14 protein-coding genes are annotated in these 18,749 nt (G+C 65.2%); 8 read left to right on the top strand and 6 right to left on the bottom strand.

Annotated elements, in window-relative coordinates:
- Nucleotides 1–154: 154 nt before the first annotated feature.
- Nucleotides 155–2,158 (top strand): SDR family oxidoreductase, encoded by a 2,004-nt coding sequence (locus DBR47_RS04080; RefSeq protein WP_124447214.1) that lies wholly within the window; start codon nucleotides 155–157, stop codon nucleotides 2,156–2,158.
- A 75-nt stretch (nucleotides 2,159–2,233) separates the two neighbouring features.
- On the opposite strand, the gene DBR47_RS04075 is transcribed toward DBR47_RS04080, so the two are convergent.
- Nucleotides 2,234–2,758 carry a cysteine hydrolase family protein gene (locus tag DBR47_RS04075; protein WP_124447212.1) on the bottom strand — a complete coding sequence of 175 codons (525 nt, stop codon included), beginning with the start codon at nucleotides 2,756–2,758 and terminating at the stop codon, nucleotides 2,234–2,236.
- 101 nt (nucleotides 2,759–2,859) lie between these two features.
- Between DBR47_RS04075 and DBR47_RS04070 the strand changes: the two genes are divergently transcribed.
- The 3 genes from DBR47_RS04070 (at nucleotide 2,860) to DBR47_RS04060 (ending at nucleotide 7,143) form a co-directional block, all read left to right on the top strand.
- The gene (locus tag DBR47_RS04070; RefSeq protein WP_124447210.1) at nucleotides 2,860–3,834 is read left to right on the top strand and encodes a helix-turn-helix domain-containing protein; all 975 of its coding nucleotides are present in this window, start codon (nucleotides 2,860–2,862) and stop codon (nucleotides 3,832–3,834) included.
- A gap of 219 nt (nucleotides 3,835–4,053) precedes the next feature.
- Complete coding sequence (locus DBR47_RS04065; RefSeq protein ID WP_124447208.1) at nucleotides 4,054–4,668, top strand: PEP-CTERM sorting domain-containing protein; 615 nt, start codon at nucleotides 4,054–4,056, stop codon at nucleotides 4,666–4,668.
- 81 nt (nucleotides 4,669–4,749) lie between these two features.
- Complete coding sequence (locus DBR47_RS04060) at nucleotides 4,750–7,143, top strand: M4 family metallopeptidase (RefSeq protein WP_197046857.1); 2,394 nt, start codon at nucleotides 4,750–4,752, stop codon at nucleotides 7,141–7,143.
- A gap of 100 nt (nucleotides 7,144–7,243) precedes the next feature.
- Here DBR47_RS04060 and DBR47_RS04055 read toward each other — a convergent pair whose 3' ends face one another.
- Both DBR47_RS04055 and DBR47_RS04050 read right to left on the bottom strand, forming a co-directional pair.
- Nucleotides 7,244–8,353 (bottom strand): acyl-CoA desaturase, encoded by a 1,110-nt coding sequence (locus tag DBR47_RS04055; RefSeq protein WP_124447204.1) that lies wholly within the window; start codon nucleotides 8,351–8,353, stop codon nucleotides 7,244–7,246.
- Nucleotides 8,354–8,356: 3 nt separating this feature from the next.
- Entirely contained in the window at nucleotides 8,357–9,460 is a 1,104-nt protein-coding gene (locus DBR47_RS04050) for a ferredoxin reductase (RefSeq protein ID WP_124447202.1), read from the bottom strand.
- 134 nt (nucleotides 9,461–9,594) lie between these two features.
- On the opposite strand from DBR47_RS04050, the gene fabR reads away from it, so the two are divergent.
- Together fabR and DBR47_RS04040 are read left to right on the top strand one after the other, a co-directional pair.
- Nucleotides 9,595–10,329, top strand: a complete 735-nt coding sequence (fabR, locus tag DBR47_RS04045) for an HTH-type transcriptional repressor FabR (RefSeq protein ID WP_124447200.1) — start codon at nucleotides 9,595–9,597, stop codon at nucleotides 10,327–10,329.
- 98 nt (nucleotides 10,330–10,427) lie between these two features.
- Nucleotides 10,428–11,210, top strand: a complete 783-nt coding sequence (locus DBR47_RS04040; protein WP_124447198.1) for a hypothetical protein — start codon at nucleotides 10,428–10,430, stop codon at nucleotides 11,208–11,210.
- 13 nt (nucleotides 11,211–11,223) lie between these two features.
- Here the strand turns inward: DBR47_RS04040 and DBR47_RS04035 are convergent, their stop codons facing one another.
- Genes DBR47_RS04035 through imuA form a run of 3 tightly spaced genes read right to left on the bottom strand, consistent with a single transcriptional unit; the run spans nucleotide 11,224 to nucleotide 16,482 of the window.
- Nucleotides 11,224–14,391 (bottom strand): error-prone DNA polymerase, encoded by a 3,168-nt coding sequence (locus tag DBR47_RS04035; RefSeq protein ID WP_124447196.1) that lies wholly within the window; start codon nucleotides 14,389–14,391, stop codon nucleotides 11,224–11,226.
- Nucleotides 14,388–15,719, bottom strand: a complete 1,332-nt coding sequence (locus DBR47_RS04030; protein ID WP_124447194.1) for a DNA polymerase Y family protein — start codon at nucleotides 15,717–15,719, stop codon at nucleotides 14,388–14,390. The genes DBR47_RS04035 and DBR47_RS04030 overlap by 4 nt, the downstream gene beginning before the upstream one ends.
- On the bottom strand, nucleotides 15,673–16,482 hold the full coding sequence (gene imuA, locus DBR47_RS04025; RefSeq protein ID WP_124447192.1) for a translesion DNA synthesis-associated protein ImuA: 810 nt from the start codon (nucleotides 16,480–16,482) through the stop codon (nucleotides 15,673–15,675). The genes DBR47_RS04030 and imuA overlap by 47 nt, the downstream gene beginning before the upstream one ends.
- Nucleotides 16,483–16,692: 210 nt before the next feature.
- Between imuA and DBR47_RS04020 the strand changes: the two genes are divergently transcribed.
- Nucleotides 16,693–17,280, top strand: a complete 588-nt coding sequence (locus DBR47_RS04020; protein WP_124447190.1) for a GNAT family N-acetyltransferase — start codon at nucleotides 16,693–16,695, stop codon at nucleotides 17,278–17,280.
- Nucleotides 17,281–17,364: 84 nt separating this feature from the next.
- Nucleotides 17,365–18,741, top strand: coding sequence for an amidohydrolase family protein (locus DBR47_RS04015; protein WP_124447188.1), 1,377 nt, complete (start codon nucleotides 17,365–17,367; stop codon nucleotides 18,739–18,741).
- The last annotated feature ends 8 nt before the right edge of the window (nucleotides 18,742–18,749 follow it).

The raw sequence follows: 18,749 nt of genomic DNA, 5'->3' as shown, positions 1-18,749 counted from the left end.
CTCTACCTATTGCCGGCCTTTGCCAGGGTTTTGGGCTTGCGCCTGCGAGTTTGGCGTGCGCTGGCCGAGCCTGGCAACTGCGGGTAAGCGCGGGGGGCGGCGCTCGGCGAATGGTCAAGAATCGCAGCGCAAATTCAAACAATAGGAGACTGCGATGCAGTATTTCGTGACTGGGGCCACCGGCTTTATCGGCAAACGTCTGGTGAAGAAACTTTTGGCCCGCCGGGGCAGCACGGTGCACTTTTTGCTGCGCGAAGAAAGCCGGGACAAGCTGCCCGAGCTCTTGGAATTCTGGGGCCTGGGCAAGAGCGCCAAGACCCGGGCCGTGCCGGTTTTTGGTGATCTGAATGGCAAGAAGCTGGGCGTCAGCGCCGAGGACCTCAAGCGCCTCAAGGGTCAGATCGATCACGTCTACCACCTGGCTGCCGTCTACGACCTGAAGGCGGACGAGGAGTCCCAGGTGCGGGCCAATATCGATGGCACCCGCAGCATGGTGGAGTTCGCCCAGGCGGTGGACGCCGGTCATGTGCACCATGTTTCCTCTATCGCGGCTGCAGGCCTTTACGAAGGCGTGTTCCGCGAGGATATGTTCAGCGAGGCCGAGGGCCTGGACCACCCCTATTTCATGACCAAGCACGAGAGCGAGAAGATCGTGCGCAAGGAGTGCAAAAAGCCCTGGACGGTGTATCGCCCGGCCATGGTGGTGGGCGACTCCCAGACCGGCGAGATGGACAAGATCGACGGGCCTTACTACTTCTTCAAACCCATCCAGCGCCTGCGTCAGATCCTGCCGCCCTGGATGCCGGCCATCGGCCTAGAGGGCGGCCGCGTCAATATCGTGCCGGTGGACTTTGTGGTGGACGCGCTCGATCACATCAGCCACCAGCAGCGCAAGAGCGGCGCCTGCTTCCATCTGGTGGACCCGGTGGGCTACCGGGTCGGCGATGTGCTGGACATCTTCTCCAAGGCCGCCCACGCGCCCAAGATGAATCTCTTCATCAACGCGGCCTTGCTGGGTTTCATCCCCAAGAGCGTCAAGAAGGGGTTGATGGCGCTGGCGCCGGTGCGGCGTATCCGCAATGCGGTGATGAAGGATCTGGGCCTGCCCGAGGACATGCTCACCTTCGTCAATTACCCCACCCGTTTTGACTGCCGCGACACCGAGGCCGCGCTGAAGGGCTCGGGTATTGCCTGCCCCAATCTGCACGACTACGCCTGGCGTTTGTGGGACTACTGGGAGCGCCATCTGGACCCGGCCCTCTTCATCGACCGCAGCCTGCGCGGCACGGTGGCGGGCAAGGTGGTGCTGGTGACGGGGGGCTCCTCCGGCATTGGCCTGGCCGCGGCCATCAAGTTCGCCGAGGCCGGCGCCATCACCCTGATCTGCGCCCGCGACGAGGTCAAGCTGGTCGAGGCAGTGCAGCAGATCCGCGCTGCAGCCGGCGCCCAAGCCCAGGTGCATAGCTTCTCGGCCGATATCGCCAATGAACAGAGCTGCGCCGAGATGATGGCCTGGATCGCCGAGAACTTTGGCGGGGTGGACTTCCTCATCAACAACGCCGGCCGCTCCATCCGCCGCGCCATCGAGGGCAGCTACGACCGCTTCCACGACTACGAGCGCACCATGCAGCTGAACTACTTCGGCTGCCTGCGCGTCACCATGGGCTTGCTGCCCGGCATGGTGGCCAAGCGCAAAGGCCATGTGGTGAATATCTCCAGCATTGGCGTGCTGACCAATGCGCCGCGCTTCTCGGCCTATGTGGCTTCCAAGGCCGCGCTGGACGCTTGGACGCGCTGCGCTTCATCCGAGTTCGCCGACCAGGGCATCACCTTCACCACCATCAATATGCCCTTGGTGCGCACGCCCATGATTGCGCCGACCAAGATCTACAACAATGTGCCCACGCTCAGCCCCGAGGAAGCGGCCGATATGATTGCCGAGGCCTGCATCGCCAAGCCGGTGCGCATCGCGACAAGGCTGGGCATCACCGGCGAGCTGATGCATGCGCTGATGCCGCGGGTGGCGCAGATCGTGATGAATACCAGCTTCCGCATGTTCCCGGACAGCGATGCGGCCAAGGGCGAGAAGGGTGGCAAGCCTCAGCTCTCGGCCGAGGCCATCGCCCTGCAGCAGATGATGAAGGGCATTCATTTCTGAGCATTCAGCAGCACTGATTTCTCTTTTGTGAGCTGGCCGGACCCGGAACAAGGGTTCGGCCTTTTTTGTTGCGGCTCAGGCCAAGGCCTCTTCGCTGGGAACCAAGCTCACCCGGGTCGACACGCCGCTCAGCGCGATGCGGTGAATCATCTCGCTGACGCTGGTGCAGCAGTCCGGCAGTATGCGCAGGCGGTACTTCTCGGCCGCCTTGGAGAGGGCGGTGAAGGCCACGCAGTTCTGCGTCATCATGCCGCCGATCAGCAGCGCCTCAACACCCAGGTCGCTCAGCGTGGCCTCTAGCGTTGTGCCCTCGAAGCTGTCGGCAAAGCGCTTGATCACGATCAGGGGTTCGGGGCCAGCGGCGGCCAGCAAGTCCGGGTGCAGAGCGACACCTGCGCTGCTTTGGTTGAAAAAGGGGGCCGGGCCCTTGGCGGGGTCGGCCACATGCTGCACCAGCACGACAGGCATGCCCAGCTCGCGGGCGCGCCGCAGGGCGGCCAGGCTGCGGCTCAGGGCCGCCTCGGGCTGCCACAGCGGGAACAGGCCGCCGGGGAAATAGTCCATCTGGATGTCGATGAGGAGGAGGGCGGTTTTGCTCATGGTTTGAATCTCCGGCTGGGCTGAATTGAGGACTTCATTGTTGGCCCCGAGGTCTGTTTCGACGAGTGGCCCAAGTGACAACAATCGCTAAGATCGGGCCAATGTCTTCCTCTGCCCGATCCGCCCTGCCCATCGTCGCCGTGCTGGCTTTTGACCAGATCAGCGCCTTCCATCTGGCCGTGCCTTGCGCGGTGTTTGGCGAGGCGCAAGCGGGCGCGCCCGCCTTTGATGTGCGGGTCTGCGCCGCCGAGCCCGGGCCTTTGCGCAGCACGGCCGGCTTCGGCCTGGGCCTGGACCATGGCCTGGAGCTGCTGCGCCGCGCCGCCATCGTCATCGTGCCCAGCTGGCGCGATCCGCAGGAGGCGGTGCCTGCGCCCTTGCTGCGGGCCTTGCAGGCCGCGCATCGCCGCGGCGCCCTGATCGTGGGGCTATGCCTGGGGGCTTATGTGCTGGCCGAGGCCGGCTTGCTGGACGGCCGCCGCGCCACCACCCACTGGGCCTATGCCCAGGACTTTGCGCAGCGCTATCCGCAGATCGAGGTGGAGGCCGATGTGCTCTATATCGAGGAGGACGAGGGTCAGGTCTTGACCTCGGCGGGCACAGCCGCCGGCATCGATGCTTGTCTGCATCTCTTGCGCCGCCGCTGCGGCAGCCAAGTGGCCAACTCGGTGGCGCGCCGCCTGGTGGTGCAGCCGCATCGCCAGGGCGGCCAGGCCCAGTACATCGAGCAGGCCTTGCCGCAGCGCAGTCGCGACTCCAAGCTGGCCGTCTTGTTGGACGAGGTGCGCGCCACGCTGGAGCAGTCGCACAGCCTGGACAGCTTGGCGGCCCGCGCTTCGATGAGCCGGCGCAGCTTCAGCCGCCACTTCCGCCAACTCACGGGCGGCACGGTGGGCGAGTGGCTGCTGCATGAGCGCCTGCGCCTCAGCCAGAGCTTGTTGGAGGGCAGCCAGCATTCGGTCGAGCGCGTCGCGGCCCTGGCGGGCTTTGGTTCGGCCGCGTCCTTGCGCCTGCATTTCCAGCGGGCTTTTGCCGTCTCGCCCACGGCCTGGCGGCGCAGTTTTCAGGCGTTCTGAGGCACCTCCCTTCTACCTCTTGAGATGCTGCGTCAAGTATTGGTTAGCAATCTCGCCAAAAAAACTCAAGCCCAGGCCGAGATTTGCTAGCTCCCTAGGCTTAGGGGGATTGGGTCAAACCCTGGTGCTTCCCCTCTAACGTGACTTTTGCACGGGTGAGAAGCTGGGGTTCGATCTCCATTTCGTGCCCACCCCCTCCACAAGTTCAAGGGAAATTGAATGCAACTGAAACATCGTTTGAACACGGTCGCCGCCGCTCTCGCCATGGCGGCCATTGCCGCACCTGCGCTGGCCGAGACCAGCACCTTTACCAATTCCGCCGACTTTCTTGCCAGCCTGAAGGGTGGGCATTACACCGAGAGCTTTGATGGCTTGGCCGAGCTGCCCGCGGGTGCCGCTGGTTTCTCGGGCAACGGTTTTTCTTATACGGTCTCGGCGCCAGGCAATCTCTATGCATCGGGCGAATTCCTGTCGACCAGCTTGCCCGACCTGGCCATCACCATCAATTTCACCGGCGGCCCTATCAATGCCGTGGGCGGCAATTTCTATGCGGTCAATTTGTCGGACGCCTTCCAAGCGGTGGCGCTGACGCTGACCTTGAGCGATGGCACGGTCACGAGCTTCACACCGGGTTCGGTGTTGGACAGCTTCCGTGGCTTCAGCTCCAACCTGGCCATCAGCTCGCTGACCCTGAGCGGCCCCGGCACCTCGCTTTACGCCACGCTGGACAACCTGACCGTCGGTTCGGTGAGCGCCGTGCCCGAGCCTGGCACTTGGGCCTTGATGGGCCTGGGTCTGGCCGGCCTGGGCCTGGCACGCCGCCGCAAGGCTTGAGTCTCGCCACGCCACACTCAATCACGGTTTCGTTCTTCAAAATTTGTCGATGCGGGTCTTCGCCCGCATCAGGGAATGCATATGACAAGAAGTAAATTTCAGCTGAGCTGCGTCGCCCTTTCCGTCGGCATGGTGCTGGCCGCTCAGGCGCAAGCTCAGAGCAGCTTGGTGGGCCAACGCGAGGCGGCGGCTCGTCTCGCTGCCGATGCCGGCAGCCCTGTCGAGGTCTCGTACAGCGAGGCGACCGGTGCCGCTCGCTTTGTGCGTTTGCCCGTCGGTGGCAAGCTCAGCGCCGCGCGTGCTGCGCTGCAAAGCGATGCCGCCAAGCAGGCCAGCGCCGTCCAGTTTCTGAATGAGTACGCGGCCCTGTTCGGCATCAAGGACGCCGGTGCCGAACTGGCCTCCGCCGTGATCTCCAAGGACCCGCAAGGTGGCAGCCATCTGCGTTACCAGCAGCTGTATCAAGGCGTGCCGGTTTTTGGCGCCGAACTGCGCGCGCATTACGACGCGGCCGGCAATCTGACGGTGGTGAACGGCGCCTTCGTGCCCGGCATCAATGTCAAGGCCACGCCCAGCCGTACGGCCGAGCAGGCCAGCAAGATCGCTTTGGCGGCGGTGAATGCCGATCTGGGCCGCAGCGTAGCAAGCCGCGTCACCGCCGGCACCCCCAGCTTGTTTGTCTATCGCGCCGGCCTGGCCAAGGGCGTGGAAGGCGCCAACCACCTGGCCTGGCATGTCGAGGTGGGCAACCGTGTGGATGTGCGTGAGTTCGTCTTGGTGGACGCACACACCGGCAAGGTGATTGAGAAGATCAGCGGCATTCACGATGCCAAAAACCGCCGCGCTTTCAATGGCCAGGGCGTCACCGCACCGGGCCCCAACTATCCGAACAATCCCTTCTGGGTCGAAGGCAATGCCTTCCCCACCGGCACGGTGGAAGCCGACAATATGATCGCGGCCTCGTCCGATATCCACGATCTGTTCAAGCGGGCATTCGGGCGCGACTCCTTCGATGGCAAGGGTGCCACCATGGACTCCATCTTCAACCGTGGGGACAGCTGCCCCAATGCCTCCTGGAACGGTCGCTTCATCTCCTTCTGCCCCGGCACGACGACCGACGACGTGACCGCGCACGAGTGGGGTCATGCCTACACCGAGTACACCCACGGTCTGATCTATCAATGGCAGCCGGGTGCTCTGAACGAGGCCTACTCCGACATCTGGGGTGAGACGGTGGACCGCCTGAACACCCGCGGCACCGACACGCCCGACGCGCCGCGTTCCAACGGCGCCTGCACGGTCTTCACCAAGGTGGGCGGTGTGCCGGGGACCGACAACTCGGTGCGCTGGCTGATGGGCGAAGACGCCGCTGTGTTTGGTGGTGCCATTCGCGATATGTACAACCCCACTTGCTATGGCAACCCAGGCAAGGTCAGCGACAGCCAGTACCGCTGCAGCACCGCCGACCAGGGCGGCGTGCACAGCAACTCTGGCGTGCCCAACCACGGCTATGCCCTGCTGGTGGACGGCGGCAGCTACAACGGCCAGACCGTGTTCGGCATCGGCCTGACCAAGGCGGCGCACATCTACTACCGCGCCCAAAGCGTGTACCAAGGCCCGACCAGCGGCTTTGCCGATCATGCGGATGCGCTGCAGCAGTCTTGCGCCGACCTGAGCGGCGTGAACCTGAACGATCTGAAGACCGGTGCCGCTTCGGGCGAGATCATCAACGCCCAGGATTGCGCACAAGTGGCCAAGGCGGCGCTGGCGGTGGAGCTGCGCAGCTCGCCGAGCCAGTGCAACTTCGTCCCCCTGCTGGCCAAGTCGCCCCCGCCTCTGTGCCCCAGCGGCACGCCCACGCCTTTGTTGAGCGATAACTTCGACGGCGGCAAGCGCGGTGGCGTGCGTTGGGTGGTCAGCCATGCGGGCAACAACCCCGAGTTCACCCCGCGTGACTTCGGCGTCGTCAGCAAGCTGCCCACACCGCGTACCGGCTATGCCCTGTTCGCGGCCGATGCCGATATCGGCACCTGCGCGCCTGGCGGCAACCAAGCCGGTCTGCAGCGCATCGAAAGCCCCGAGATCTTGATCCCCGTGGGTGCCGCGACCCCTCGTCTCAGCTTCGACCACTGGGTCGCGACCGAGGCCGATTGGGATGGCGGCAATCTGAAGATCAGCGTCAACGGCGGTGCCTGGCAGTTGCTGGCGGCGAGCGACTTTGTCTACAACGCCTACAACAAGACCTTGAAGACCGTCGGCGCTGGCAATGACAACCCGCTGGCCGGTCAGCCCGCTTTCTCGGGCACGGACGGCGGCTCGCTGAGCGGCTCCTGGGGTCGTTCCATCGTCAATCTGTCTCGCTTCGCCAAGGGCGGTGACAAGGTCAAGCTGCGCTTCGAGCTGGGCAATGACGGCTGCGGCGGCAATACCGGCTGGTATCTGGACGATGTGACGGTCTACCGTTGCACCCCCTGATCGCGATCTGAGCCAAGAGCTTCCAGGCCTAGGCCTGGAGCTTTAGGCAAGCAAAAAGGGCTTCCGAATGGAAGCCCTTTTGTTTGGGGTTTGCCAGGCCTTAGCTCTGCAAGCTGGCCACCCGACTGCGGCTGGGTCGGCTGGGGAAGCTGTGGCGCAGGATGCGCCAGATCACCTGGCCGAACTGTTTGGTCAGCGAGCCGGTGTTGTAGTGCACACCGTAGCGGCGGCAGATATCGCGCACCACGGGTGCCATCTCGACATAGCGGTTGGCCGGCACATCGGGGAAGAGATGGTGCTCGATCTGGTGGCTCAGATTGCCCGACAGCGTGTTCAGCACAAAGCCGCCGGCCAGATTGCTGGAGCCGCGGATCTGGCGCCAGTACCAATGGGCGCGAGTCTCGTTCTTCAACACATTGCGGTGGAAGGTCTCGACCTCGGTGGTGAAGTGGCCACAGAAGATGATGGTGTAGGTCCAGATATTGCGCAGCATATTGGCGACCAGATTGCCGCTCAGCACGACCAGGAAGCCAGGGCCGGCGAGCAGCGGGAAGATCAGATAGTCCTTGATCAGCTGATGTGAGACTTTGCGGGCGGCCAGCTTCACTTCCTTGCGTGCGGCCTTGCCATGCTTGCCGAAATAGCCGCCCTTGGGCAGGTTCTGGATCGCCACGCCCCACTGAAACAGCAGCGCGAAGAGCACGGCCACGACGGGCTGGATCAGGGCAATCGGGCTCCACTTTTGCTCGGGGAAGAGGCGCAGCAGGCCGTAGCCGATGTCGTCGTCTAGGCCGTGGATATTGGTATAGGTGTGGTGGCGGAAGTTGTGGGTCTTGCGCCAGTTCTCGCTGGTGCCGACGATGTCCCACTCAAAGCTCTTGCCCTGGAACTTGGGGTCGCCCATCCAGTCGAACTGACCGTGGATGACGTTATGGCCCAGCTCCATATTGTCCAAAATCTTGGACAGACCCAGGCTTAGGGCACCGACGACCCAAAAGCCAATCATCCAGGGTGTGGGCAAAAAGGCGCCAATCATCAAGAGCGCGCGGCCGGCCAACTCGGTCCAGCGCACGGCCTTGAAGATATTGCGGATGTAGCGCGCGTCGCGCTCGCCCAGATCGGCCACGGTGCGGGCGCGCAAGGCGTCGATTTCGGCGCCGAATTGTTCCAGCTCCTGGCTGGTCAGATTGCGGGTGAGTGACTTAGTCATCGCTTAGAGATCCAGGCTGATGTCGGTACAGGCGCGGCTCACGCAGATGCGGATGGCGCTCTCGGGCTCGCTTGAACGCTCGCCGGTGTTGATGTCTTCGGCCAAGCCTTCGTGCTTGGTGCACACGCAGCTGTGGCAGATGCCCATGCGGCAACCCGATTGGGGTCTGACGCCTTGCGCTTCCAGGGCCACCAGCAGAGGAATGCCCGAGGCGACTTCCAGCGTGCGGCCGGAGCGGCGCAGCTCCACCTTCACCTGGTGCTTGCTGTCGGTATTGAGCGGCACGGCCGGCGTGAAGGCCTCGGCCTTGAAGCTCTTGGCCTGGCCGCCCAGCAGCTCACGCGCCGTCAACGCAAAGCCGCCGGGGCCGCAGGCGAAGGCCTGCAAATCTTCAGCGCCTGCCGCCAAACTGGGCGCCAGCGCCTCAGCATTGATGCGCTGGCCGCCTTCTTGGGTGGCGATCAGCTGAAACTTGAAGTTGGCGAAGCGCTGGGCCAGGGCCTGCAACTCGGGCACAAAGCAGGCTTGGGCGGCGGTCTTGACCCAGTAGATCAGGGTCAGGGGAACGGGCATGTTTTGCGCGGCCAGGGCACGGGTCAGGCTCATCAGCGGGGTGATGCCGCTGCCGGCAGCCAGCAGCAGATAGCGGCCGGACAGGGCCTTGGGCAAGACCAGGTCGCCAAAAGCGGGCGCCAACTCCAGCACATCGCCGACCTGGGTTTGGGTGCAGAGATGGGTGGACAAGAGGCCACCGTTCACTTTTTGCACCGTGATGGCGATGCGGCCATCGGCGCGTGGAATATCGCTCAGGCTGTAGGAGCGTGTGACACGGCGGCCCTGGATCTCGGCACCAATGTGCAGATGTTGGCCGGGCGTGAAGCCCTTCCAGTGTCGATTGGGCTGCAGCGTCAAGGTGACGGCACCGGCGGCCGCCTCCTGGCGCTGCACCACGCGTGCCAAGGGGCGGTCCCAGGTCCACAAGGGGTTGATGTGGCCCAGCCAGTAGTCAAACACGGCGGGGTCCACAAAGGGCTGGGCCCAGCGGCGCAGCAGGCTAGGCGCGGGCTGCTTGGCTGGGGCAGGGGGGCTGGCGAAAGCGGTCGTCATGGCACTCACAAAAACAGGGCGTCCAGGGGGAAAGCGCTGGACTGGCGAGATTATATGCATGAGCATACAAATATATATACACCTGTATATTAATTATTTTTTGGCTATGATGCGGGCTCTTCTGCCCCTTGCCGATGACTCCATTGCTCGCCCAGCCCTCTGTTGTTGATGATCTTGCCGACCCGGTCTTGCTGCCCGAGTCGCAGGCCGCCGCCGCTGCTGTGGTCGGCCCTGGCCGCAAGGCCTTGATCACCCGGGGCGACATCATTCAGGCGGCGCTCAAGCTGGTGGGGCCGCATCGCAGCGTCTCGTCTTTGAGCCTGCGCGAGGTCGCCCGCGAGGCCGGCATCGCGCCGAACAGCTTTTATCGCCAGTTCCGCGATATGGACGAGTTGGCCGTGGCCTTGATCGACCTGGCCGGCCAGTCCCTGCGCGAGATCATTGGCGAGGCCAGACGGCGCTCCAACGGCGGCTCCAGCGTGGTGCGCAGCGCCGTGCAGGCTTTTATGGATCAGCTGCGCTCCGACGATTTGCTGCTGCACATCTTGCTGCGCGAAGGCACGGTGGGCTCTGACGCCTTCAAGCAAGCGGTGGACCGGCAACTGGGTTTTTTCGAGGAAGAGCTGCGCCAGGATCTGATCCGCATCGCCGAGGCCAACGGCACCGGCCTCTATGAACCCGCGCTGACGGCCAAGGCCATCACCCGCCTGGTCTTCGCCATCGGCTCCACCGCCATGGACCTGCCGCACGACAAGCTGCCCGAGCTGACCGAGCAATTGGTCATCATGGTGCGCATGATCGTCACCGGCACGCAAACCATGGCCATCGTGGGCTCGCCGGATGTGGGCTTGGACAAGCTGGCCAGCTGAGCCTCTGACAGCGGCTTGATGCCGCGCAAGCGGCGTGTTAGCCGGGCTTTTTACACTGCGGCTTGCTGTCTCTCTCTTCTCTTTTCTCCCTTCCCATGATGCAAAGAAACGTCCTTGCCTTGGCCGCAGGTCTGGCCCTGGCCTTGCCCGCCTTGGCGCAGCCCACGGCTGCGAGTGCCTCCGATCTTGAGGCCGTGCTGTCCCAGCCTGAGGCCTATGTGGGTGGCCCCCGCTTGGAGGCCAGGCTGAAGAAGCAGATCGACTATGTGCTGGGCTCGCCCATGACCCTGGAGCGCTTTGGCGTCAAGATTCGCGACCCGTTTTCGGTGAATGCTTTTGCCAGCAAGATCAAGACCGCCGCCAAGCAGCGCGGTGAGGCCCTGGGCGAGCCGCTGCCCTTGCCGACTCTGCTCAAGATCAAGGCCAAGTTCCCCGTCATCCGGCGGGCATATTCCTTCGATGATCAGGCCTTGATCATTGGCCCGGTGTTCAAGAGCGAGGCCTATCAGGTCAAGAACTCCATCAGCGCTTACGCCTACTGGCCGCTCAGCATTCCCGCCTGCCTGTTCGTGGACCTCAGCGGCCAGCTGGCCGATGTGGACCTGGGCTCGCCGGGCGTGTTCGCCGCCCATCTGTTTGGCGAAAAGCTCAGCCGCCTGAAGATCAGCCCCGAGGAGACCCTGGCCCTGCTGGGCGAGGGCGCCAGCAAGGAGTTGAGCGGCGAGGTCCTGTACCGCCTGCAAAAGCCCCTCCAGTCCTACGGCAGCTCGGTCTGCGGTGAAGGGCTTGTTTTTGAGCTGACGCCCGTCAGCTACACGATTCACGGCTTCCCAAGCGGCAGCAAGACGGCGACGCAGTTCTTTTGGGGCAAGGGGAACTGAGGCGGGCGCGGCATCAGCGGAAATCCCGACTCTCCACCCCCAGCCTTCCCAGCATCGGCGTCAAGTCGTCAAAGCGCTGCGCCAGCAGATGCCGCACCTTGTTTTCAAACTGCCATTTGCCATGCGCGGCCAAGAGCCGGGCATTGCGTAGCAGCGTTCGATTCGCCGCGTAGACATCGGGCCAGACGATGACCTGCACGCTGCCGGTCTCGTCTTCCAGGCTGATGAAGAGTGTGCCCTTGGCGGTTTGCGGGCGTTGGCGCACGGTGATGATGCCGCAGGCGTGCGCTTGGCGGCCGCTGCGCCAGGCCTGCAATTGCTCGGCCGTCAGCAGGCCGCGTTTGGCCAGCTGCGGGCGCAGGAGTTTGAGCGGGTGGCTGCGCAGGGTCAGGCCCAGCGAGGCGTAGTCCCACAGCACTTCTTCGCCTTCGCGGGCGGCCGGCAGTTCAAGCGGGTCCTCCAGCGGCAAGGAGCCTTGCAGCAGAGGTGGCAGGGCGCGCTGGGCGCTGGCCTGCCAGACTTGCTGGCGGCGGTGGCCGGCCAGGCTCATCAATGCATCGGCAGCGGCGAGTTGCTGCATCTCTTGCTGGTCCAGGCCGGCGCGCAGGGCCAGGTCTTGCGTGTCGCTGAACGGGGCTTGGCTGCGGGCAGCTTCGATGCGCTGGGCGGCGGCCTTGGGCAGGCCGGACACCAGGCGCAGGCCCAGGCGAACGGCGGGCTGGTCCTGGCCGGGGATTAACTCCAGTTCACTGTCCACCCCGCTGTGCATGACGTCCGCGGCCCGCACCTCGACCTGGTGGCGGCGGGCGTCCTGAACCAGCTGGCTGGGGGTGTAAAAGCCCAGGGGTTGGGAGTTCAAAAGGGCGCATAAAAAGGCCGCCGGCTCATGCTTTTTGACCCAGCAAGACTGATAGGTCAGCAGGGCAAAACTGGCCGCATGCGACTCCGGAAAACCGTAGGAGGCAAAGCCCTTGATCTGGCGGAAGATGGCCTCGGCAAAGTCCTGCGTATAGCCGCGCTCGGCCATGCCCGTGATGATTTTGTCGTAGAACTTTTGCAGATCACCGGGCCGCTTCCAGGCCGCCATGGCGCGGCGCAGCTGATCGGCCTCGCCGGCGGTGAAGCCGGCGGCAATCATGGCCACCTGCATCACCTGTTCCTGAAAAATCGGCACGCCAAAGGTGCGTTTGAGTGCGGCCTCCAGTTCCTTCTTCGGGTAAGTGATGGAGCCCTCCGGCTTGGCCCGATTCGTCAGATAGGGATGGACCATGCCGCCCTGGATGGGGCCGGGCCGCACGATGGCGACCTCGACCACCAGGTCGTAAAAACAGCGCGGCTGCAGGCGCGGCAGCATGGACATCTGGGCGCGTGATTCGATCTGGAACACGCCGATGGTGTCGGCCCGGCAAATCATGTCGTAAGTGGCTGTGTCTTCGGCCGGTACATCGCTCATGCCGAAAGGCCTGCCGCGCAGCTCAGAGATGAGCGCAAAGCTGCGCCGCAGGGCGCTGAGCATCCCTAAGGCCAGCACATCCACCTTCATCAGATTGAGCGCGTCGATATCGTCCTTGTCCCATTGGATGACGGTGCGCTCGGCCATGCTGGCGTTCTCGATCGGCACCAGGCGCGAGAGCGGCCCCTCGGTCAGCACAAAGCCGCCGGGGTGCTGGCTCAGGTGCCGGGGCATGCCCATCAGCTGGCGGGTCAGCACGAGCAGCTGGCGCAGACTGGGGGCGTCGAGGTCCAGCCTGAGTTCTTGGCGCAGCTCTTGCAAGCGGCTCTCGGGCAAGACCTCCTCGCTCCAGCCGCTGTGGTCCTTGGCCAGGGCCTCGATCAAGGCCTCGTCCAGCTGCAGAGCACGGCCCACATCGCGGATGGCGCTGCGCGGGCGGTAGCAGATCAGCACAGCGGTGAGCGCGGCGCGCTCGCGGCCGTATTTTTGGTAGAGGTACTGGATCACCTCCTCGCGGCGCTCGTGCTCGAAGTCCACATCGATATCGGGCGGCTCCTTGCGCTCGCGGCTGATGAAGCGCTCGAACAAGACGCTGCTGCGCCCCGGGTCCACCTCGGTGATGCCCAGGCAAAAGCACACCACGCTATTGGCGGCCGAGCCGCGGCCTTGGCAGAGGATGCCGCGCCCGCGGGCAAAGCTGACGATATCGGCCACGGTGAGGAAGTAATGCTCGTAGCCCAGCTCGTTGATCAGGTCCAGCTCATGCTCAATCAAGGCTTGCCAGCGCGCATCCACGCCGCCCGGCCAGCGCTTGCGTGCGCCTGTCTCGGTCAGCACCCGCAGATGGCGGGCCGGGGTGCTGCCGGGGGGGATCACCTCGGTGGGGTAGCGGTAGCGGATCTCGTCCAGCGAGAACTCGCAGGCTGCCACTACCGCCAGGGTCTCGTTCAGCAGCTCGGGCGGGTAGAGCTGGGCCAGGCGCAGGCGACTGCGCAGATGGCGCTCGGCATTGGGTTGCAGGTCCAGGCCGCAGGCGGCGATGGGGCGGTTCATGCGGGTGGCCGTCATCACGTCTTGCAAGGGCTTGCGCGAGCGCACATGCATATGTACATCGCCTGCGGCCAGCAGGGGCAGGCCGCTGGCGGTGGAGAGCTCGCGCAGGCGCTGCAGCCAGCGCTCATCGCCCAGCTCGCGCAGCAGCGCTACCCCGAGCCAGATAGGGCCGCTGAAGTGACGTTGTAGCCAAGCGGTATCGTTTAGTAGTTGCGCGCCCGAGCTGCTGCGCAGGGGCAGCAGCAAGGCCAGGCAGTCGCGGCCCAGGCGCGGGGCCTCGATCTGCAATTGCGCCAGCGTCAGGCGGTAAGTTCCTTTGGGCGAGTTGCGGCGCAGATCGGTGATGAACTGGCAAAGGTCGCCATAGCCTTGCAGATTGCGGGCCATCAGCACCAGTTTGAATTGCGGTGCGGCGTCTTCCTCAGCTTCGTCCGTATGGACGGCGAACTCGGAGCCTATCAAGAGCTTGAGCCCGCAGGTCTTGGCAGCCACATGAGCGCGAACCACGCCAGCCAGCGAGCATTCGTCGGTGATGGCCAGGGCGGCATAACCCTGATGCTGGGCGCGCTCCACCAGCTCGCCCGGGCTGGAGGCGCCGCGCAAAAAGGAATAGTGGCTGAGGCAGTGCAGCTCGGCGTAGGCGGGCAGGGCCTTGGGTTTCGCTGTGCTGCTCATGCAAAGAACCCGTGCAAAAACCAACCCTGCTCGTCCAGGCGGCCGCTGGGCAGGCGCTCATGAAAAATCCACAGCGCCCCGGCCGTCTCGCTCAGCGCCAGGAAGTAGTCGCGCTGGGCGGGCTGGCCCTCGTTTTGCCACCAGCCACCCTCGACGCGCTGCGGGCCGGCCAGCAATTGCAGCGGGCCTTGGTAGAGCGGCTGATCCCGCTGCACCTCCAGGCGCAAAGGCTCGGGCAGCAGCCAGCTGGGTTGGGGGCAGCTGGGCAGGCGGGCGGCTGACTGCGGCGCGCTGCCCGGCCAGGCCTGCCAGTGCTGCATTTGCTCGGGCCGGTGGTCCTCGCGCAGCTGGCCGCAGCGCACCTGATCGGCGCCTAGGCGCAGGGCCAAGCGTTCCAGCAGCTGGGTGATGGATTCTTGCGGCTCGCCGCCCTCGCCAGCACCCGGTGCGAGCAGCTTGGCGCTGTGTTCGCGCAGGGGCAGGATCTGTTCGGCATGCAGGCTGATCTCGCCCACCGGGGCGGGCAGCTGCAGGCGCAGCAGATGCTCGTTCAGCAAGCGGCTGAGGTGGCGGTAGTCGCGGCTGATCTCGGCCGTTTGCAGGCGCAGCTCGCCATGGCTGGCGATCTCGCGGGCCCGCATGGCGTCGTGGGCCCAGCGCAGGCTCAGGCCTTGCACGCCGGCATGGCGGGCGGCTAACCAGGCGCAGAGCTGCTGCAGCAGGTGCTGGGCATGGTGCCGCAGAGCCATGGCGTTATCGTTGCGCTGGGGCAGTTCCAGCCGGGCCTGGAATTGCTCCGGGATCTCCACCCAGGCATGGGCCTCGGCCAGGTCGCCGTAGGCGCGGTCCAGGGCCAGCAGCAAGCCTTGGCCAAAGCGCCGCGCCAGGGCGGGGCGGGGCAGGCGGCGCAGCTCACCTAAGCGGCGCAGGCCCAAGCGGGCCAGCATGGGCAGATGGGGCTGGCAGGCGCTCAGGGTGGGCAGGGGCAGGGCGTCCAGCTGTTCGCTAAAAGCTTGTTCGGCCGGCCATTGCAGTGCTTCATCTAAACCGGGGCGGCTGCGCGCCAAGGCCAAGGCGCCCAAGCTGCTGGGCGCCCAAGCGGCGGCGTGCAGGGCCAGGCCGGCTTGCTCTGCGCGCGGCTGCAGGCTGCGGTGCAGGGCCGGCGCGCCGCCGAACAAGCGCAGGCTGCTCTGCACCTCCAGCACCACCGCCTCCTCCAGGCAGGCCACCCGCGGCGTGAACTGCAGGGCCCACCAGGCCAGGGCGAGTTGTGCCGATGGCTCAGGCGATGCCGAGGGCGGCGGCAGGAGCAGGGCGAGCCAGTGCATGGTGAGGCAGGCTGGGTGTTGTGCTGATGTCGGGCCGCAGCGGCCAGGGATGGCTCAGCATGCGAGGCGTCAGCACCTGCTGCAGGCCGGCGGGCAGGGCTTGTAGAGCCAGCTCGCCTTCATGGCAGGGGCCGCGGCGTTTGAGGATGTGCAGATGCAAGCACCAGTCGCGCCCCGGCCGCAGGGCCAGGCGTAGCGGCGCGGCCGAGGACTGGCTGCGGGCGCTGGAGGGGCGCAGCAGAAAAACGGGCGCCGCTGAGGCCTGGGCATGGCTTTGCAAACGCCGGATCTGCTCGGGCCTGGCCTGGGGCAGCCAGGCCAGCACGGCGGCGGCCGCATTGGCCTTGATGGCTTGCTCGGTGGCCCAGAGCTGCTGCTGAGGGCTGCAGGCTTGAATCCAGACCAGCTGGCGCGGCGGCAGGCCGCTGGCTTGTAGGCCGGGTAAATTTGGGGTTAGCGGTGGGTTGATCAGCAGGAGCGGCCGGCTTTGTGCCGGCTCGCTCAACAAGGCTTGCAAGGCCGGGGCCAGCAGGCGCCACTCCAGATGCACGGTGGCGTCTTGCAGGATTTCGCTCAGGCCGTGGGTGGGCCAGCCCTTGCCGGGCAGCTCCGCGTCCAGCGCCGCAAAGCCGCTGCTCACGCAGGGCTTGGGGTTGCTGCCCAGATGGCTGGCGCGCCAGAGCTGGGCGTGCAGGGCCTGCGCACTCAGGCCCGGCGAACTGGCCGAGGGCTGCGCGGGGCAAAAAACGGCGGGGGAGGGCATGGAGAAAAGCGCTTGGCAGATTAACTACTGTATGTTTGTACAGTATATGACAAGGCGGCAGGGGCCGGAAGTTTCTTGGCACGCTAGGTGGCTTGCCCGCAAGATTTCTCGCAAACATCCTTTGTTTGAGGGGGCTCTGGGTCCCGACGCCGTTTTACGGTTCAGAATCAGGGTTTTCACCAGTTCGTCATCTTTGTGGAGCCGGAACACATGACATTGCAGGCGTCTTTGGAGGCGATAGAGACGAACCGTTTGCTGCTGCGCCAGCCGGCCGCAGCGGATTTGGCAGCGATCTTCGAGATCCACGCCGACCCCATCACCAACCGCTTCAATCCGGGTGGCCCCATGCGCTCGACACAGGAGGCCGAGGCCTTGCTGCAGGGCTGGCTCGCGCATTGGCAGGCGCAGGGCTTTGGCTACTGGGCGATTGCCTCGCGGGAGCAGCCCGAGCAATTGCTGGGCTTTGGCGGCATCATGGCCAAGCCCAGCCTGGGGCCGACGGGCTTGAATCTGTACTTCCGCTTCCGGCCCCAGGCCTGGGGTCAGGGCTATGCCTCCGAAATGGCCTTGGCCGCGCTGGCCCTGGCCTTTGAGCAGCTCTATGCCCCGGCCGTGCTGGCCGTGGTGCGGCCGGCCAATATGCCCTCGCGCAAGACGCTGGAGCGCATCGGCATGCGGCTCAAGGGCTCACTCGCCGATGTGCCCGGCCAGCCCCCCAGCCTGCTCTACGAGATGAGCGCGGCGCACTACGCCAACACGCCCCACACCCTGCCCCTGCCCACGCCTTTTGGCGCCTGATCCTGAGCTCGGCGCGAGGCTGGTTCTGACGCAGAATCGACAGTAAAGATGGTCTTTCGCCATCTCAAACTGGGACTGCCGAGAATGCGAATCAAGCGTAGAAAAATCCTGAGCGCCTTGCTGATGCTGGGCGGTGTTGCAAGCCAAGGTTTGGCGCTCGCCCAAGCGGCAGCCACTGCGTCTGCGCCCAAGCCCAGCGGCGTGCTGTTCGAGAATGTGCGCGTCTTCAACGGCACGGCCGACAAGCTCAGCGCCCCGGCCAATGTGCTGGTGATGGGCAATGTGGTGAAGACGATTTCCAGCGCGCCCATTTCGGTGCCGGCCGGCGCCGAGGTGAGCCGGGTGCAAGGCGAGGGCCGCACCCTCATGCCAGGGTTGATCGACGCCCACACCCACATCATGTTTGCCACCGTGCCGCAGATGGTCATCCTCACCAGCGATGTGGGTTTCGTCAATGTGGCGGCGGTGAAGGCGGCCAACGACATGCTGATGCGGGGCTTCACCACCATCCGCGATCTGGGCGGGCCGGTGTTCGGCCTCAAGCGCGGCATCGATGCAGGCCTGGTCAACGGGCCGCGCATCTTCCCTTCCGGTGCCTTCATCTCGCAAACCGGCGGCCATGGCGACTTCCGCCTGCCTAACGAGTTGCCCGCGCGGCCCGGCGAGTACAGCTTTAGCGAGCGCGTGGGCGCCGCCGTCATCGCCGACAGCGCCGACACCGTGCGCCAACGCAGCCGCGAGCTGCTGGCGCTGGGCGCCTCCCAGCTCAAGCTGATGGCCGGTGGTGGCGTGTCCTCCAGCTACGACCCGCTGGACGTCACCCAGTTCACCGTGCCCGAGCTGCGCGCCGCCGTCGAGGCGGCCGAGAACTGGGGCACTTACGTCACCGTCCATGCCTACACGCCGCGGGCGGTGCGCCAGGCCATCGAGGCCGGCGTGCGCTGCATCGACCACGGCCAGTTGCTGGACGAGCCCACCGCCAAGCTGATGGCCGAAAAAGGTGTTTGGTGGAGCTTGCAGCCCTTTGTGGACGACCGCCCTTCGCCCTTCCCGGAAGGCTCGCCCAATCGCCTGAAGCAGCTGGAGATGTATGCCGGCACCGACACCGCCTATGCCCTGGCCCGCAAATACAAGATCAAGACCGCCTGGGGCACCGACACCTTGTTCGACGCCAGCGCCGCGGCCACCCAGGGGGCGCAACTGGCCAAGATGACGCGCTGGTTCAGCCCCGTGGAGGTCTTGAAGATGGGCACCTCGGTGAATGCCGAGCTGCTGGCCCTGGCCGGTGCGCGCAGCCCTTATCGCGGCAAGCTGGGCGTGGTGGCGGAAGGCGCGCTGGCCGATCTGCTGCTGGTGGACGGCAATCCGCTGGAGAACATCCAGCTGATCGCCGACCCGGCCAAGAATTTCTTGCTGATCATGAAGGACGGCAAGGTCTACAAAAACGCGCTGCCATCCTGATCGCGCAA

It is taken from the genome of Paucibacter sp. KBW04, assembly GCF_003852425.1.
Lineage (GTDB): Bacteria > Pseudomonadota > Gammaproteobacteria > Burkholderiales > Burkholderiaceae_C > Paucibacter_A.
This window is presented reverse-complemented; position numbering and strand designations above follow the sequence as displayed.